Source organism: Pseudomonas sp. W17 (genome assembly GCF_040268305.1).
GTDB lineage: Bacteria > Pseudomonadota > Gammaproteobacteria > Pseudomonadales > Pseudomonadaceae > Aquipseudomonas > Aquipseudomonas protegens.
The window spans coordinates 5,058,840-5,077,832 of sequence record NZ_CP158490.1 but is presented as its reverse complement, the minus strand read 5'-3'; the positions used below and the strand labels follow the sequence as shown (position 1 = coordinate 5,077,832).

The window sequence follows — 18,993 nt, the reverse complement described above, 5'->3', positions numbered from 1 at the left end:
GCTTATTCCTCGCCCTTGAGTACGTCGGGCAGGTAGGCGCGATGGAAGCCGTTGTAGGACTCGCTGTTGCGTGCCTTGCCCAGGGGCCAGGCACGGCTGCCCAGGCTGGCGGCGCCGTCGATGCGCAGGGTGCTGCCACTGATGAAGGCCGCGCCGGGGCTGAGCAAGAAAACGATGGCGGCGCTGACTTCCGATTCGCTGCCGATGCGCTTGAGCGGCACGTGTTCACGCAGGGTGGGGATCACTGCCTTGAACGCGCCTTCATAGGTGTCCATGCCGCTGGAGGCGATCCAGCCCGGCGCCACCGCGTTGACTCGCACCCCGGCGTGCCCCCATTCGTAGGCGGCGGTCTTGGTGAAATTGTCCATTCCCGAGCGCGCCGCACCGGAGTGGCCCATGCCGGGCATGCCGCCCCACATGTCGGCGAGCATGTTGACGATGCTGCCGCCGTGGCGGCTCATGGACTGGTTGAACACTTCCCGGGCCATGAGGAAGCCGCCCACCAGATTGGTGCGCAGCACGGTTTCGAAACCCTTCTGGTTGATCGAGGCCAGGGGCGCCGGGTACTGGCCGCCGGCATTGTTCACCAGGCCATGGATCGGACCAAAGCGCTCCATCAGCCGGGCCACCAGGGCCTTGACCGCTTCCTCGTCGCGGATGTCGCAGGCCTGCCAGTCGACCTTGCCGCCGTCCTCGGCAATTTCGCCGGCGACCTTCTGCAGTTTTTCCGCCTTGCGCCCCACCAGTAGCACCTGGGCCCCCAGGGCCGCCAGTTCGTGGGCAGTGCAGCGGCCGATACCGCTGCCGCCGCCGGTGACGATGATGGTCTGGCCGGCGAACAATTGCGCTTTGAAAATCGAGTCGTACACCACGGCAGCTCCTTTAGTTGACGGCGTCGGCGATGCTCTGCGGCACCGGGATCTGGATTTCCAGCAACTGCTGGGCAAAGGCCTTGCCTTGCGGGTCGATGCGCAGGCTGGCGACGCCGCCGCCGCCCAGGGCGTTCTCCAGCAGGAAGTTGAGGCTATGGGTGCCCGGCAGGTACCAGCGCTGGACCCGGCCATGCACCGGGTCCAGCACATGGCCCATCCAGTCCACCAGCACCTCGGGAGTCAGGGCTTCGGCGATCCACGGCAGGTAGTCGGGGTGGCGCGCCATGACCCCGATATTGCTGTGGTTGCCCTTGTCGCCGGAGCGTGCCACCGCCAGCTTCACCAGCGCCACGCTGGCATCGGCGCGGCCGCGGGGGGCGGGCAGGGAATGGGGGGCGGGCAGGGCTGCCGGGTCCAGGCGGTCGGTGTGCGGCAGCACGCAAGGGTGACGCTGGCCGGAAAGGTCGATCTCCAGCCGGCAGGCGTCCTTGTCCAGCAGGAAGGAGAACAGGCGTATCACCGGGTACACCGTTGGCCGGCCACCGACGATGCCGGTGAGCCCCGGGGCCATGCCGGTGGCGGCCTGGGCGATTTCCCGGGAGAACAGCACCAGCGCCGCCTTGTTCGGGTGGCGCACCGCCAGCTTGATCACCACCTCGCGGCTGTCCTGGCGCTGGCCGTGGGGGCCGTAGGTGGCCTCGCTGCCCAGCAATTCGATGTTCACTTCGCTGTAAGGCCCCCAGCCGCGCTGGGCGAACATCTCGCTGGTCTTGTCGATGATTGCCTGGCTGACCCGGTGCGCCTTGGCGACCGCGTCGATCCCGGCCATCAGGCAACTGGCGGTGCAGCGGAAGCCGTCCGGGTAGGTGGCGCTGACCTTGTACTGGTGGCTGGGGGGCAGGCCCCTGGCACCCTGTACATGAACCCTTTCCGGGCCCTGTTGCCGCAGTTCCACCTGAGAGAAATCGCACACCACATCCGGAAGCAGATAAGCCCTGGGGTTGCCAATTTCGTACAGCAGTTGTTCGCCCACCGTCAGCGGGCTCACCAGCCCTCCGGTACCGGGCGCCTTGCTGACCACAAACTGGCCGTCAGCGCCGACCTCGACGATGGGGAAGCCGATATGTTCGTAGTCCGGCACCTGGCGCCAGTCGGTGAAATTGCCGCCGGTGCACTGCGCGCCACATTCGATGATGTGCCCGGCCAGGGCGGCCTGGGCCAGGCGGTCGTAATCCTGCCAGGACCAGTTGAACTCGTGGACCAGGGCGGCGCTGACCACCGCGCTGTCGACGCCGCGGCCGGTGATCACGATATCCGCCCCCAGGCGCAGCGCTTCGACGATGCCGGGGGCACCGAGGTAGGCATTGGTGGAGACGCACATTGGCGGCAGGGGCGCGCCGCTGAACATCTCCACAATGGCGGCGTCGCTCAACTGCTTGAACTGCGGTTGCAAGTCGTCCCCCAGCAGCACGGCGATCTTCAGCGCCACCCCGGCCTGTTCGCAGGCGGCCTGCAAGGCACTGGCACAGGCCTGCGGGTTGACCCCGCCGGCGTTGCTGATGACCCGGATGCCCTGTTCGCGGATCGAGCCCAGCAAGGGTTTGAGCACCTCGACGAAATCCGTGGCGTAGCCCGCCGTCGGGTCCTTCATGCGCGCCCCGGCCATGATCGACAGGGTGATCTCTGCCAGATAGTCGAACACCAGGTAGTCCAGGCGGCCGCCTTGCACCAACTGCGCTGCGGCGCTGCTGGTGTCGCCCCAGAAGGCACTGGCGCAGCCGATTCTTACGGTCTTGGTCATGACAGGGCTCTCGAATGAAGAACTGCGCGGAGGCTACCAAGCAAGCGCTTGGTTTGTAAATACGTTGGCCTATTCTTCTGGCCAAGCGCTTGCTTGGTTACCGGCAGAGGCTTAAATTGCGCGCGCCGCGCCCGGATTTGCCGGGTTACGCTGAGCTATTGATGACGTGAAGGTAGGAGAACACCGGTGGACGAGCAAAAAGCCCTGCAGGTCGTACGCGAGCTGATCGCCAGTGGCCAGGTGACCGACCCCGAGAGCGCCCGGGGCAAGCTGCTGCAAACCGCAGCGCACCTGTTTCGCAACAAGGGTTACGAGCGCACCACCGTGCGTGACCTGGCCAGCGCGGTGGGCATCCAGTCGGGCAGCATCTTTCATCACTTCAAGAGCAAGGACGACATCCTGCGGGCGGTGATGCAGGAGACCATCCACTACAACACCGCCTTGATGCGCGCTGAACTGGCCGAGGCCGGCAGCGTGCGCGAACGGGTGCTGGCGCTGATCCGCTGTGAACTGCAATCGATCATGGGCGGCAGCGGTGAAGCCATGGCGGTGCTGGTGTATGAGTGGCGCTCACTGTCCCCGGAAGGCCAGGCAGCCGTCCTGGCGCTGCGCGACATCTACGAACAGATCTGGCTGCAGGTGCTGGGGGAAGCCAAGGAGGCGGGGTTCATCAAGGGCGATGTGTTCATTACCCGGCGCTTTCTCACCGGCGCGCTGTCCTGGACCACCACCTGGTTCCGGGCCGCGGGCAGCATGACCCTGGAACAGCTGGCCCAGGAGGCCCTGCTGCTGGTGCTCAAGGAGCATTGAACGGCTGGCTAATTGTGCGTGGCAACATTGTCGAAGTGGCTGAAAACGCCTAGCTTTAGCTCATTCATTTTCATTTCCTTGAGGTGTGTTGCCTTGATGTCCTTGCCGCTGCGGTCAGCCTTGCGAATGCTCTTGCTGGCGCTGGCAACACTTTGGGTCTGTCCGGCCTCCTCGGCGCAGCTGGTGCGGGTCGCGGCGGCGCATTTCCCGCCTTATACCGTCCGTCCAGAAACCGGTGCCGACACCGGTTTGCTGCCGCAACTGGTGGAAGCCCTCAACCAGTCCCAGAGCGACTATCAGTTCGTCCTGGTGCCCACCTCGATTCCCCGGCGTTTCCGCGATTTCGAGCAGGGCCGGGTGGACCTGGCGATCTTCGAGAACCCGGCCTGGGGCTGGCAGAACATTACCCACACCAGTGTCGACATGGGCCTGGAAGACGCGGAAATTTTCGTTGCCCAGCGTCAGGGCGGGCGCCAGCAGGACTATTTCGCCAACCTGAAGGGCAAGCGTCTGGCCCTGTTCAGCGGCTATCACTACGCCTTCGCCCAGTTCAACGCCGACCCCAAGTTCCTGGCCGACACCTACAACGCCACCCTGACCTATTCCCATGACAGCAACCTGCTGATGGTCCTGCGGGGCAGGGCGGACATCGCCCTGGTGACCCGCTCCTACCTCAGCGACTTCCTGGCGCGCAATGCCGAAAGCACGGAGCAGTTGCTGGTTTCCGAACGCATCGATCAGGTCTACCACCATTACGCCCTGATCCGGCCCAAGGCGCCGATCACGGCCGAAGACTTTTCCGGGCTCCTGCAAAAACTGCGGGACAACGGCCAGATGCACAAGATCTTCGATCCCTATCGCATTGTGGTGATGAGCGTGCCCCACGCCTGACATCACGCAGCACCGGCCCGCAACGGGCTAAATTTCCGGCAGCGGCCCACGTCACTTGGTTGAATGCCCAACCGACGGTGAGCGCTGCCATGTCCCCTGTTGATCCGCTGAATGTTGCAGCCCTGCCCACTAGCCAGCTCACGGGAATCGATGAGGTCATCGCCCGCCAAAGGCTGTTCGAGTCTCTGCGGGGCCGGGGGCAGGCGCCCGTGCCGGTGGATGCCCAGGCAGCCGAGGCGGCGCCCCAGGATCGGCTGGCTTTCTGGCTGTCGGCCCAGGTACATGCCCTGTATCTGGACCCGCCAGGTGCGCAGCGGCCGGCGCCAGGCGCCCACGCGCCGCCCTGTGCTGCGCATGACCGTTGTCGGTTCTGCCAGCAGGAGTTCGATCTATTGCATAAACGTGCAGCGTTACTGGTGCTTGGCCGCAGTGGCCTGCTTGAGGTGTAGGCACCCTTCAAGCCGGGTCATGCAGGGCGCCAGTCAGCGCCGGGCGAAGGTATCGGGGCGGTTGCCCGAGACTTTGCGGCAATGCACCAGGGCATCGCGAATCATGAAGTTGACCAGGGTCGGCGATACCCCCAGCTCCTTGGCGATGTCCTTTTGCGGGACGCCATGCAGGCGGTACATCTCGAAGGCGTAGCGCGTGCGGCTGGGCAGCTCGGTCAGGGCTTCGGCGATGTTTTCCAGGGTGGAAAAGTTCATGTGGGAGGTTTCAGGTGAAGCGCCATGAATAACCACATTCAAGCCTTCCTCTTCAGTACCCGAGTACTTCTGTTCCAGCGCCTGCTTGCGGTAGTGGTCGATGGCCAGGTTGCGCACGATCTGGAACAGGTAACTGAGCTGGGCCTTGAACGAGGAGGTGATCTGCGGCGCCGACTGCAGGCGGAAAAACGCATCTTGAACCACGTCTTCAGCCCGGGATCGGCAGCCGGTAATGCGGGCTGCAATCTTCACCAGAATCAGACGGTTGTCGACAAAAGCCTGGAGTAACGGTGAATCGCACCTGCTTGTGGATACTTGTTCCGTCATGGAAATCACCTTGTTGCAAAGAGGTTAGTGGGACGTCAGAAAAATCTGACCCGTCCTACACATCGAGCGACAAATTAGGCTGAATGATAATGATTGTCAATTGAGAAAAAGAACTAATGCTCTCTGTCAGTGCAGATTGCGAACGGCTGCTCGTCAGTGGGCTGGATCAGGCCTTGAAGGGCAGGATGCGGACTAATTATTTCAAGACGTCATCCGTTCTCATTGGAGAAAGATTCCGGGTAGCAGACCCGGCCACGGCGCCCTCCGGATGCCCACGACTTTCTTATAACTATTTGATTTATTGATAGTTATTAAAGTTATGGGAGAGCAGGGCCCGCTCTCCATTGCAAGCACAATCCTGGCAGGAAACCCCATGACGGACGCGTTCGAACTCCCCAGCACCCTGGCCCAAGCCCTTCAACGCCGGGCAGTCCTGGCACCTGATCAAGTGGCGTTGCGCTTTCTCGCCGAAGAGCAGGATCAGAGCGTGGTCCTCAGTTACCGGGACCTGGACCTTCGTGCGCGCACCATTGCTGCGGCTCTGCAAGCCAACGCCGAATTCGGCGATCGCGCGGTATTGCTGTTTCCCAGCGGCCCGGACTACGTCGCGGCGTTCTTCGGGTGCCTGTACGCCGGGGTGATCGCGGTGCCGGCCTACCCGCCGGAGTCCACCCGTCGTCATCACCAGGAGCGCCTGATTTCCATCATGGCCGACGCCGAGCCACGGTTGCTGCTGACCAGCGCCGGGCTGCGGGATTCACTGCTGCAGATGGACGAACTCAAGGCCGCGGGCGCGCCGCAACTGCTGTGTGTGGACACCCTGCAAGCCGGGTTGGTCGAAGACTGGCAGGCCGTGGCGCTGCAGGACGACGACATCGCCTTCCTGCAATACACCTCGGGCTCCACCGCGCTGCCCAAGGGCGTGCAGGTCAGCCATGGCAACCTGGTGGCCAACGAACTGCTGATCCGTCGCGGCTTCGGTATCGACCTCAACCCGGACGACGTGATCGTCAGCTGGCTGCCGCTGTACCACGACATGGGCTTGATTGGCGGCCTGCTGCAACCGATTTTCAGCGGCGTGCCCTGTGTGCTGATGTCACCGGCCTACTTCCTGGCGCGGCCCGTACGCTGGCTGGAAGCGATCAGCGAATACGGCGGCACCATCAGCGGCGGCCCGGATTTCGCCTACCGCCTATGCAGCGAACGGGTCAGCGAGTCGGCCCTGGAGCGCCTCGACCTCAGCGGCTGGCGCGTGGCCTATTCGGGGTCCGAGCCGATCCGCCTGGACACCCTGGAGCGTTTCGCCGAGAAGTTCAGCGCCTGCGGTTTCAGCCATGAAAACTTCCTCGCCTCCTACGGCCTGGCCGAAGCCACCCTGTTCGTGGCCGGTGGCGTGCGCGGCCAGGGCATCCCGGCCCTGCACCTGGACGACCAGGCCCTGGCGCAGAACCGCGCTGAGCCGGGGCAGGGCAGCGCGATGATGAGCTGCGGCTTCAGCCAGCCGGAACACGCCGTGCTGGTGATGGATCCGCAGCAACTGGGCGAATTGCCTGACAACCGTATTGGCGAAGTCTGGGCCGCCGGGCCGAGCATTGCCCATGGCTACTGGCGCAATCCTGAAGCCACCGCCAAGACCTTCGTCCAGCATGCCGGTCGTACCTGGTTGCGCACCGGTGACCTGGGCTTTATCCGCGATGGCGAGCTGTTCATCACCGGGCGCCTGAAGGACCTGCTGATCGTGCGCGGGCACAACCTCTACCCCCAGGACATCGAAAAGACCATCGAGCGCGAGGTGGAAGTGGTGCGCAAGGGCCGGGTGGCGGCGTTTGCGGTCACCGAGCAGGGCCAGGAAGGCATCGGCATCGCCGCGGAAATCAGCCGCAGCGTGCAGAAGATCCTGCCCCCCGAGGCGCTGATCAAGGCCATCCGCCAGGCGGTGGCCGAAGCCTGCCAGGAAGCGCCGAGCGTGGTGGTGCTGCTCAACCCCGGGGCCCTGCCGAAAACCTCCAGCGGCAAGTTGCAGCGTTCCGCCTGCCGCACCCGGCTGGCCGATGGCAGCCTGGATTACTACGCGCTGTTCCCGCAGGCCGGCGGCGCAATGGCTGATGCCGCAGACAGCGCCGGTGACGCGCTGCAAACCCTGATCGGGCGCATTTGGCAGGAGCAACTGCAATGCGCTTCAGTGGCCGCCGACGATCACTTCTTCCTCCTGGGGGGCAACTCGATTGCCGCTACCCAGGTGATCGCCTGCCTGCGTGAAGAGCTGGGGCTGGAATTGGGCTTGCGCCTGCTGTTCGAGGCTCCGACCCTGGGTGCCTTCAGCGCTGCCGTGGCGCGCCAGCAGCAGGATGGCGGCGTGGCCCAGGGCAGTATCAATGCCCTGTCGCGCCAGCAGCCACTGCCCCAATCCCTGGCGCAGAACCGCCTGTGGATCACCTGGCAACTGGACCCGCAGAGCAGCGCCTACAACATTCCCGGCGGCCTGCGCTTGCGCGGCGAGCTGGACGAAGAGGCCCTGCGCGCCAGCTTCCAGCAACTGATCCAGCGCCACGAAGCGCTGCGCACGCGCTTCTTCGAGCGTGACGGCCAGGCCCTGCAACAGGTGGATGCCGCCGGCGAATTCAACCTGCAGGTGATCGATATCAGCGACCTGCCACCGGCCGAGCGTGAAGCCCGGGCGCGGCAGATCCGCGAAGACGAGGCCCGGACCCAGTTCGATCTGGAGAAGGGGCCGCTGTACTGGGCGACCCTGGTGCGCCTGGATGACGAAGAACACCAACTGCTGCTGACCCTGCACCACATCATCGCCGACGGCTGGTCGCTGAATGTGCTGATCGACGAGTTCTCGCGGCTCTATGCCGCCGCGGCCCAGGGCCAGAGCCTGGAGCTGGCGCCCCTGGCCCTGCAATACGCCGACTACGGCAGCTGGCAGCGCCAGTGGCTGGCCCAGGGCGAAGGCCAGCGCCAGCTGGACTACTGGAAACAGCAGTTGGCGGACGAAGCCCCGGTGTTGAACCTCGCCACCGACCACCCGCGCTCGGCCCAGGTCCGCCACAGCGCCGCGCGCCATGACCTGCGCCTGAGCGCGAGCCTCAGTGAAGCCGTGCGCCAGACCGCCCAGGCTCGGCAGGCCACGCCGTTCATGCTGTTGCTGGCGGCGTTCCAGACCCTGCTGCACCGCTACAGCGGGCAGAGCGATATCCGCATCGGTGTGCCCAACGCCAACCGCCCGCGCCTGGAGACCCAGAGCCTTCTGGGCTTTTTCATCAACACCCAGGTATTGCGCGGGCAGTTGGATTCGCGCCAGTCCTTCGCCGACCTGCTGCAGCAGACCCGCCGTACCGCCCTGGAGGCCCAGGCCCACCAGGACCTGCCTTTCGAACAATTGCTCGAAGCCTTTCCCGAAGCCCGTGAGCAGGGCCTGTTCCAGGTCATGTTCAACCACCAGCAGCGCGACCTCAGTGCCTTGCGCCGCCTGCCGGGGCTGCTGGCCGAAGAGCTGCCGTGGCACAGCCGCGAGGCCAAGTTCGACCTGCAACTGCACAGCGAAGAGGACCGCAACGGCCGCCTGAGCCTGGCCTTCGACTACGCCGACGAGCTGTTCGACGCGGCCAGCATCCAGCGTCTGGCCGGGCATTTCATCAGCCTGCTGGAGCATGCCTGCCTGCAACCGGACTGCGCCCTGGGCGACTTGCCGTTGCTCGGCAACGCCGAAGCGGCGCAACTGCAGCAATGGAGCGTGGCCCCCTGCGCGCCGGCCGAGCAGTGGCTGCCGGAGCGCCTGCACGAACAACTGCGCCAGAGCCCGGAACGCACCGCGCTGGTCTGGGACGGCGGGCAACTGGGCTTTGCCGAACTGCACGCCCAGGCCAACCGCCTGGCCCACTACCTGCGGGACAAGGGCGTCGGGCCGGACGTGTGCGTGGCCATCGCCGCCGAACGTTCGCCGCAACTGCTGATCGGCCTTCTGGCAATCATCAAGGCCGGTGGCGCCTACGTGCCCCTGGACCCGGACTACCCCGCCGAACGCCTGGCCTACATGCTCGAAGACAGCGGCGTGGGCCTGCTGCTGACCCAGACCCATCTGCTGGGCCGGATGCCCGAAGCCCCGGGTGTCAGCGCCATCGCCATGGACAGCCTCAAGCTCGACAGCTGGCCGAGCCACGCGCCGGGCCTGCACCTGCACGGCGAACACCTGGCCTATGTGATCTACACCTCCGGTTCCACCGGCCAGCCCAAGGGCGTCGGCAACACCCATCGCGCGCTGATGGAGCGCCTGCAATGGATGCAGGACAGCTACCAGCTGCAAGCCGACGATGTGCTGATGCAAAAAGCCCCCATCAGCTTCGACGTGTCGGTGTGGGAGTGCTTCTGGCCGTTGATCACCGGCTGCCGGCTGCTGATCGCCGCTCCCGGCGAGCACCGCGATCCCCATCGCATCGCCCAGCTGGTGCAGGAGTACGGCGTGACCACGCTGCACTTCGTGCCGCCGCTGTTGCAGTTGTTCGTCGATGAGCCGCTGAGCGCCGAATGCCACAGCCTGCGCCGGGTGTTCTCCGGTGGCGAAGCCCTGCCGGCCGAGCTGCGCAATCGCCTGTTGCAGCAGTTGCCCAATGCGCAACTGCACAACCGCTATGGCCCGACCGAAACCGCGATCAACGTCACCCATTGGCAGTGTTCAGTCGATGACGGCGAGCGTTCGCCCATTGGCCGGCCCCTGGGCAACGTGGTGTGCCGGGTGCTGGACGCGGACCTCAATCCGTTGCCGGCAGGAGTTCCGGGTGAGCTGTGCATCAGCGGCCAGGGCCTGGCCCGGGGTTACCTGGGACGCCCGGCGCTGACCGCCGAACGCTTTGTGGTGGACCCGCTGAGCGAGGAGGGCGCGCGCCTGTACCGCACCGGTGACCGCGTACGCTGGTGCGCCGACGGCGTGCTGGAATACCTCGGTCGCCTCGACCAGCAGGTCAAGCTGCGGGGCTTTCGGGTCGAGCCGCAGGAAATCGAAGCGCGGCTACTGGCCCAGGACGGCGTGGCCCAGGCCGCAGTGCTGGTGCGGGACACCGTCGCCGGTGCGCAACTGATCGGCTACTACACCGCTAATGTCACCGACGAAGATGAAACCGAACACAGCGCCCGGCTGAAAAATGCCCTGGCCGCTGAACTGCCGGAGTACATGGTGCCGGCGCAACTGCTGCGCCTGGACGCCATGCCCCTGAGCCCCAGCGGCAAGCTGGATCGCCGGGCCTTGCCGGAGCCGCAATGGCAGGTGCGCGAGCACGTCGAGCCGGGCACCGATCTGGAACGGCAGATCGCCCAGATCTGGCGCGAAGTGCTGGGTCAGCCACGGATCGGCCTCAAGGACGACTTCTTCGCCCTGGGCGGGCATTCCCTGCTGGCCACCCAGATCATTTCCCGCACCCGCCAGGCCTGCGATGTCGAACTGCCGTTACGGGCACTGTTTGAAGCCAGCGAACTGGGGGCCTTTGCCGAACAGGTGCTGCTGATCCAGCAATCCGGTGCGCGCAATCAGCAGCCGCCGATTGCCCGGGTCGACCGCAGCCAGCCGGTGCCGCTGTCCTATTCCCAGCAGCGCATGTGGTTCCTCTGGCAGATGGAGCCCGACAGCCCGGCCTACAACGTCGGTGGCATGGCGCGGCTGTCCGGGGTGCTGGACGTGGGCCGCTTCGAGGCCGCGCTGCAAGCGCTGATCCTGCGTCACGAAACCCTGCGCACCACCTTCCCCAGCGTCAATGGCGTGGCCCATCAGCAGGTGCATGCCGACACCGGCCTGCGCATGGCCTGGAAGGACTTCTCGGCCCTGGCCCCGGATGCCCGGCAACAACGCCTGCAACAACTGGCGGACAGCGAAGCGCACCAGCCCTTCGACCTGGAGGCCGGCCCCTTGCTGCGCGCCTGCCTGGTCAAGGCCGGCGAGCAGGAGCATTACTTCGTCCTGACCCTGCACCACATCGTCACCGAAGGCTGGGCCATGGACATCTTCGCCCGCGAGCTGGGCGCGCTGTACGAAGCCTTCCTCGACGACCGCGAATCGCCCCTGGAACCCTTGCCGGTGCAGTACCTGGACTACAGCGTGTGGCAGCGCCAGTGGCTGGAATCCGGCGAGCGCCAGCGCCAGCTGGACTACTGGACCGGGCAACTGGGCCGCGAACACCCGCTGCTGGAGCTGCCCAGCGACCGGCCACGCCCGGCGGTGCAAAGCCACCAGGGCGAACTCTATCGCTTCGATTTGAGCGACGAGCTGGCGGCCCGGGTGCGGGCCTTCAATGCCGAGCACGGCCTGACCCTGTTCATGACCATGACCGCCGCGTTGTCGCTGCTGCTGTACCGCTACAGCGGCCAGAGCGACCTGCGCATCGGTGCGCCGGTGGCCAACCGCATCCGCCCGGAAAGCGAAGGGCTGATCGGCGCCTTCCTCAATACCCAGGTGCTGCGTTGCCAGCTCGACGGGCAGATGAGCGTCGGTCAGTTGCTGGAGCAGGTACGCCACACCGTGATCGAGGGCCAGTCCCACCAGGACCTGCCGTTCGATCATCTGGTGGAAGCCTTGCAACCGCCGCGCAGCACCGCCTACAACCCGCTGTTCCAGGTGATGTGCAACGTCCAGCGCTGGGAATTCCAGCAAAGCCGGCAACTGGCGGGCATGACCGTGGAATACCTGGTCAACGATGCCCGGGCCACCAAGTTCGACCTCAACCTGGAAGTCACCGACCTGGACCAGCGCCTGGGCTGCTGCCTGACCTACAGCACCGACCTGTTCGACGAGCCGCGCATTGCGCGCATGGCCGGCCACTGGCGCAATCTGCTGCAGGCCCTGATCGACGACCCGCAACGGCGCCTGTGCGAATTGCCACTGCTGCAGGCCGATGAACAGCAGCACCTACTGGACAGTTTGAGCGTCGAGCCCGGCGAGCAACGCCTGGATCAGTGCATCCATCATCTGTTCAGCGAACAGGCCCTGGCCCGCAAGGACGCACCGGCCCTGACCTTCGCCGGGCAGACCCTGAGCTACAGCGAGCTGGACAGCCGCGCCAACCGCCTGGCCTGGATGCTTCGTGAGCGTGGCGTGGGCCCGCAGGTGCGGGTTGGCCTGGCCCTGGAGCGTTCCCTGGAAATGGTCGTCGGCCTGCTGGCGATCCTCAAGGCCGGCGGCGCCTACGTGCCCCTGGACCCGGAATACCCCCTGGACCGCCTGCACTACATGATCGAAGACAGCGGCATCGGCCTGCTGCTCAGCGATGCGCGGATGTTCGCCGCCCTGGGCGAGCTGCCGGCCGGAGTCGGCCGCTGGTGCCTGGAAGAGGACGGTGCGCTGCTGGCCGACTACCCGGCGGGCGAATTGCCCTTCATCAGCCTGCCCCAGCATCAGGCGTACCTGATCTACACCTCCGGTTCCACCGGCCAGCCCAAGGGCGTGGTGGTGTCCCACGGGGAAATCGCCATGCACTGCCAGGCGGTGATCCGCCGCTTCGGCATGCGCCCGGACGACTGCGAGCTGCACTTCTATTCCATCAACTTCGACGCCGCCACCGAGCGCTTGCTGGTGCCGCTGCTCAGCGGCGCCCAGGTGGTACTGCGGGCCCAGGGCCAGTGGGACGCCGAAGAGATCTGCCAACTGATCCGTCAGCACCGCATCAGCATCCTCGGTTTCACCCCCAGCTACGGCAGCCAGTTGGCCCAGTATCTGGCGACCCAGCAGCAGACCCTGCCGGTGCGCATGTGCATCACCGGCGGCGAGGCCCTGACCGGCGAACACCTGCAGCGCATCCGTGCGGCCTTCCAGCCGAACCTGTTCTTCAACGCCTACGGCCCCACCGAAACCGTGGTCATGCCCCTGGCCAGCCTGGCGCCGCAGCAGTTGGCCGAAGGCGTGGCCAGCGTGCCCATCGGCAGCATCGTCGGGGCCCGGGTGGCCTATATCCTCGATGCCGATCTGGCGCTGGTGCCCCAAGGGGCGACCGGTGAGCTGTATGTCGGCGGCGCCGGTCTGGCCCAGGGTTATCACCGTCGTCCGGGGATGAGTGCCGAGCGTTTTGTCGCCGATCCGTTCGCCACCGATGGCGGGCGCCTGTACCGCACCGGGGACCTGGTGCGCCAGTGCGCCGACGGCCAGGTGGAATACATCGGCCGGGTGGACCATCAGGTGAAGATCCGCGGTTTCCGCATCGAGCTGGGGGAAATCGAAACCCGCCTGCTGGATCATCCGGCCGTGCGTGAAGCGGTGGTGCTGGCTCTCGACACCCCGGCCGGCAAGCAGCTGGCCGGCTATTTGGTCAGCGAAGTGGCCGAGCACAACGAGGTGCAGCAGGCCAACCTGCGGGAAGCCCTCAAGCAGCAGCTGAAAACCCAGCTGCCGGACTACATGGTGCCGACCCACCTGATCCTCCTGGCCAGCATGCCGCTGACCGCCAACGGCAAGCTCGACCGCCGGGCCCTGCCATTGCCGGACCCGGAGCTCAACCGCCAGCAGTACGTGGCGCCGAGCAACGCGCTGGAACAGACCCTGGCCAGGGTCTGGGGCGAAGTGCTGAACGTGCAGCAAGTGGGCCTCAACGACAACTTCTTCGAACTGGGGGGCGACTCGATCCTGTCGATCCAGGTGGTCAGCCGCGCCCGCCAGCTGGGGATCCACTTCACCCCGCGCGATTTGTTCCAGCACCAGACGGTGCAAACCCTGGCGCGGGTTGCCAGCCACACTCAGCGCGTCAGCGCCGAGCAGGGCCAGCTCAGTGGCGAAGCGCCGCTGACGCCGATCCAGCACTGGTTCTTCGACAGCCGCATTCCCCAGCCGCAGCACTGGAACCAGGCGCTGCTGCTGGAGCCGCTGGGTGTCCTTGATGCCCAGTTGCTGGAGCAAGCCCTGCTGGCGCTAGTGGAGCAGCACGACGCCCTGCGCCTGCGCTTCAACCAGGCGGGCGGGCAGTGGCGCGCCGAGTACCTGCCGCTGTCCGATGCTCCCTTGTTGTGGCAGGTGCGGGTGCCGTCCATGGCCACCTGCGAGGCGCTGTTCGCCGATGCCCAGCGCAGCCTCGACCTGGAACACGGGCCGCTGCTGCGGGCGGTGCTGGTGGACGGCCCTGAAGGCGAGCAACGCCTGTTGCTGGCCATCCACCACCTGGTGGTGGATGGCGTGTCCTGGCGCGTGCTGCTGGAAGATTTGCAAAACGCCTATCGTCAGTTGCAAGCCGGGCAGGCCCTGAACCTGCCGGCCAAGACCAGTGCCCTGCGGGACTGGTCGAGCCGCCTGCTGGCCTATGCCGGCAGCGAATCCCTGCGTGAAGAACTCGGCTGGTGGCAGCAGCAACTGGCCGGCCCGGCCGCGCAACTGCCAGGCTTGAATGCCGCTGGCAGCCAGCAGCATCAGCAGGCCCGCAGCCACAGCGTGACCCTGGATGCCGAGCGCACCCGGCAACTGCTGCAACAGGCGCCGGCGGCCTACCGTACCCAGGTCAACGACCTGCTGCTGACCGCCCTGGCCCGGGTGCTGTGCCGCTGGAGCGGGCAGCCTTCGGCCCTGGTGCAACTGGAAGGCCACGGCCGCGAGGCGCTGTTCGACGAGATCGACCTGACTCGCACCGTGGGCTGGTTCACCAGCGCCTATCCGCTGCGCCTGACCCCGTTGCAGGTGGAAGAAGCGGCCGGGCAGGGGGCCTCGATCAAGGCCATCAAGGAACAACTGCGGGCCGTGCCGCACAAGGGCCTGGGTTACGGCGTGCTGCGCTACCTGGCGGATGAAAGCTGCCGCGAGGCCCTGGCGGCGTTGCCGCTGGCGCCGGTGACCTTCAACTACCTGGGGCAGTTCGACCAGAGCTTCGGCGCCGACGCACTGCTGCGTCCGCTGGATGAATCCGTCGGCCCGGCCCACGCACCGGAGGCACCGTTGCCCAACGAACTGAGCATCGACAGCCAGGTGTATGGCGGCGAGCTGGTGCTGCGCTGGACCTACAGCAGCGAACGTTTCGACGCCGAGCTGATCGGCGAGCTGGCGGACGCCTACCTGGGCGAGCTGCACAGCCTGATCGCCCATTGCCTGAAGGACGATGCCGGTGGCCTGACGCCGTCGGACTTCCCCCTGGCGCGCCTGACCCAGGCCCAGCTCGATGGCCTGCCGGTACCGGCTGTGCAGATCGAGGATGTCTACCCGCTGACCCCGATGCAGGAGGGCATGCTGTTGCACACCCTGCTGGAGCCGGGCACCGGCCTGTATTACATGCAGGACCGCTACCGCATCAACAGCGAACTGGACCCGGAGCGTTTCGCCCAGGCCTGGCAGGCGGTGGTGGCGCGCCACGAAGCCTTGCGCGCGTCTTTTTGCTGGAACGTCGGCGAAGACATGCTGCAGGTTATCCACAAGCCGGGCCGCACCCCGATCGAGTTTCTCGACTGGAGCGCGGTGCCCGAGGCCGAGCAGGAAGCCAAGCTGCAAGCCCTGCACAAACAGGAGCGCGAGGCCGGCTTCGATCTGCTCAACCAGGCGCCGTTCCACCTGCGGCTGATCCGCGTCGGCGCTGCGCGCTACTGGTTCATGATGAGCAACCACCACATCCTCATCGATGCCTGGTGCCGCTCCTTGCTGATGAACGACTTCTTCGAAATCTATACCGCTCTGGGCGAAGGCCGCGAGGCGCAGCTGGCGGTGCCGCCGCGTTACCGCGACTACATCGGCTGGCTGCAGCACCAGAGCCTGTCGCAGGCGCGGCAGTGGTGGCGACAGAACCTTGAAGGTTTTGAACGCACCACGCCGATCCCCAGCGACCGGCCGTTCCTGCGCGAACACGCCGGCGACAGCGGCGGCATGATCGTCGGCGACTGCTACACCCGCCTGGATGCCCGGGATGGTGCGCAACTGCGGGAACTGGCGCAGCAGCATCAGCTCACCATCAACACCTTTGCCCAGGCGGCCTGGGCCCTGGTGCTGCGGCGCATGAGCGGCGATCGCGACGTACTGTTCGGCGTTACCGTGGCCGGGCGCCCGGTGGAAATGCCGGAGATGCAACGCACCGTCGGCCTGTTCATCAACAGCATCGCCCTGCGGGTCAAGCTGCCCCAGGACGGTGAGCGCTGCAGTGTGCGCCAGTGGCTCAGCGCCTTGCTCGACAGCAACATGCAGCTGCGTGAGTACGAGTACCTGCCGCTGGTGGCGATCCAGGAAACCAGCGAACTGCCCAAGGGCCAGCCGCTGTTCGACAGCCTGTTCGTGTTCGAGAACGCGCCGGTGGAAGTCTCGGTGCTGGACCGTGCCCAGAGCCTGAATGCCAGTTCGGATTCCGGCCGTACCCACACCAACTTCCCGATCACCGCGGTGTGCTACCCGGGGGATGACCTGGGCCTGCACCTGTCCTACGACCAGCGCTACTTCGAGCAGGCGACCATCGAGCGCATGCTCGGCGAGTTCAAGCGCCTGCTGCTGGCGCTGATGCAGGGCTTCCATGGCGACATGGCCGAACTGCCGCTGCTGGGCGAAGAAGAGCAGGACTTCCTGCTGGCCGGCTGCAACCAGAGCGAGCATGAGTACCCGCTGGAGCGCAGCTACGTGGAACTGTTCGAGGCCCAGGTGGCGGCCCATCCGCAACGCATCGCCGCCAGTTGCCTGGACCGGCGCTACAGCTACGCCGAGTTGAACCGCTGCAGCAACCGCCTGGGCCACGCCCTGGTTGCCCACGGCGTGGGCTTTGATCAGCCGGTGGCCCTGCTGGCCGAGCGCGGCCTGGAACTCTTGGGCATGATCATCGGCAGCTTCAAGGCCGGGGCCGGCTACCTGCCCCTGGACCCGGGCCTGCCAAGCCAGCGCCTGGGCCGTATCATCGAGCTCAGCCGCACGCCGATCCTGGTCTGCACCGCGGCCTGCCGCGAACAGGCCCAGGCCCTGCTGGACGAGTTCGCCTGTGCCGGGCGTCCGCGGCTGCTGGTCTGGGAAGAGCTGCAAGCCGCCGGGCATGCCGAGCACAACCCGGGCCGCTACAGCGCGCCGGACAACCTGGCCTACGTGATCTACACCTCCGGTTCCACCGGCCTGCCCAAGGGCGTGATGGTGGAGCAGCGCGGCATGCTCAACAACCAGTTGAGCAAGGTGCCGTACCTGCACTTAAGCGAGGCCGACGTGATCGCCCAGACCGCGTCCCAGAGCTTCGACATTTCGGTCTGGCAGTTCCTTGCCGCACCGCTGTTCGGCGCCCGGGTCGACATCGTGCCCAACACCATCGCCCACGATCCCCAGGGCCTGTTGGCTCACGTCCAGGAGCAGGGCATCACGGTGCTGGAGAGCGTGCCGTCGCTGATCCAGGGCATGCTCGCCCAGGACGCCATCGCCCTCGCTGGCCTGCGCTGGATGCTGCCCACCGGCGAGGCCATGCCGCCCGAGCTGGCGCACCAGTGGCTGCTGCGTTATCCACAGATCGGCCTGGTCAACGCCTACGGCCCGGCGGAGTGCTCCGATGACGTGGCCTTCTTCCGTGTCGATATGGCCTCGACCCGTGGCGCCTACCTGCCCATCGGCACGCCCACCGACAACAACCAGTTGTACCTGATGGACGAAGCCCTGGAGCTGGTGCCCCTGGGAGCGGTGGGTGAATTGTGCGTGGCTGGCACCGGTGTCGGCCGTGGCTACGTCAGCGACCCGTTGCGTACCGCGCTGGCCTTCGTGCCCCATCCGTTCGGTGCTGCGGGCGAACGCCTGTACCGCACCGGCGACCTGGCGCGCCGGCGCAGCGACGGCGTACTGGAATACGTCGGCCGGATCGACCATCAGGTGAAGATCCGTGGCTATCGCATCGAACTGGGCGAGATCGAAGCGCGCCTGCACGAACAGCCGGAACTGCGCGATGCCGCCGTGGGGGTGCAGGAAGGGGTCAACGGCAAGCATCTGGTTGGGTACCTGGTGGCCAGTGACACGAACCTGAGCCCGAGCGAATGCCTGGAGCGGATCAAGCCGCGGCTGCGTGCCGAACTGCCGGAATACATGGTGCCACTGCACTGGTTGTGGCTTGCGCGCCTGCCGCTCAACGCCAACGGCAAGCTCGATCGCAAGGCCCTGCCGGCCCTGGAGATCGGCCAGCTGCAGAGCCAGGACTATCAAGCGCCGGGCAATGAACTGGAGCAAACCCTGGCGGACATCTGGGCCGAGGTGCTCAAGGTCGAGCGGGTGGGGGTACGCGACAACTTCTTCGAGTTGGGCGGGCATTCCCTGCTGGCGACCCAGATCGCTTCACGGGTACAGAAGACCCTGCAACGCAACGTGCCGCTGCGGGCCATGTTCGAATGCAGCACGGTGCAGGAGTTGGCCGCGTACATCGACGGTTTGGGTGCCAATGAAATCAGCGAGGAGAAGGTCGACCGCCTGAGTGACCTGATGGCCGAGCTGGAGGGGCTGTGATCGACGGATGAGCGGTGGGGCGTTGTTCGTGCAGCAGGAGGACCGACATCTGGCGTAGGAGCCGGCTTGCCGGCGAAGAGGCCCGCAAGCCTTGCATCGTCCTGGCCGACGCCTTCGCTGGCAAGCCAGCTCCTACGGGCGAAGAGGCCCGCAGGTCCTCTGCTATGATCGCGCCCGGCCCAGGTCCAAGCACCTGCG

At 66.1% G+C, this 18,993-nt stretch carries 7 protein-coding genes; 4 read left to right on the top strand and 3 right to left on the bottom strand.

What is annotated here, in order from left to right:
- Nucleotides 1-2 precede the first annotated feature (2 nt).
- Both ABCR88_RS23120 and ABCR88_RS23115 read right to left on the bottom strand, forming a co-directional pair.
- A complete protein-coding gene (locus ABCR88_RS23120; protein WP_350403606.1) occupies nucleotides 3-872 on the bottom strand; it encodes an SDR family oxidoreductase in 870 nt (289 codons plus the stop codon).
- Nucleotides 873-882: 10 nt separating this feature from the next.
- Nucleotides 883-2,673: an acyclic terpene utilization AtuA family protein gene (locus tag ABCR88_RS23115; RefSeq protein WP_350403605.1), complete on the bottom strand. Its 1,791-nt coding sequence runs from the start codon at nucleotides 2,671-2,673 to the stop codon at nucleotides 883-885.
- 186 nt (nucleotides 2,674-2,859) lie between these two features.
- Here ABCR88_RS23115 and ABCR88_RS23110 point away from each other — a divergent pair, with 186 nt between their 5' ends.
- From ABCR88_RS23110 to ABCR88_RS23100, 3 genes are all read left to right on the top strand, one after another.
- Complete coding sequence (locus ABCR88_RS23110) at nucleotides 2,860-3,483, top strand: TetR/AcrR family transcriptional regulator (RefSeq protein ID WP_350403604.1); 624 nt, start codon at nucleotides 2,860-2,862, stop codon at nucleotides 3,481-3,483.
- Nucleotides 3,484-3,579: 96 nt separating this feature from the next.
- Nucleotides 3,580-4,374 carry a transporter substrate-binding domain-containing protein gene (locus tag ABCR88_RS23105; RefSeq protein ID WP_011062467.1) on the top strand — a complete coding sequence of 265 codons (795 nt, stop codon included), beginning with the start codon at nucleotides 3,580-3,582 and terminating at the stop codon, nucleotides 4,372-4,374.
- An 89-nt stretch (nucleotides 4,375-4,463) separates the two neighbouring features.
- Nucleotides 4,464-4,823, top strand: coding sequence for a hypothetical protein (locus ABCR88_RS23100; RefSeq protein WP_232641613.1), 360 nt, complete (start codon nucleotides 4,464-4,466; stop codon nucleotides 4,821-4,823).
- Nucleotides 4,824-4,856: 33 nt separating this feature from the next.
- On the opposite strand, the gene ABCR88_RS23095 is transcribed toward ABCR88_RS23100, so the two are convergent.
- Nucleotides 4,857-5,405: an RNA polymerase factor sigma-70 gene (locus ABCR88_RS23095; RefSeq protein ID WP_011062465.1), complete on the bottom strand. Its 549-nt coding sequence runs from the start codon at nucleotides 5,403-5,405 to the stop codon at nucleotides 4,857-4,859.
- 373 nt (nucleotides 5,406-5,778) lie between these two features.
- On the opposite strand from ABCR88_RS23095, the gene ABCR88_RS23090 reads away from it, so the two are divergent.
- Nucleotides 5,779-18,795, top strand: a complete 13,017-nt coding sequence (locus tag ABCR88_RS23090; RefSeq protein ID WP_350403603.1) for a non-ribosomal peptide synthetase — start codon at nucleotides 5,779-5,781, stop codon at nucleotides 18,793-18,795.
- The last annotated feature ends 198 nt before the right edge of the window (nucleotides 18,796-18,993 follow it).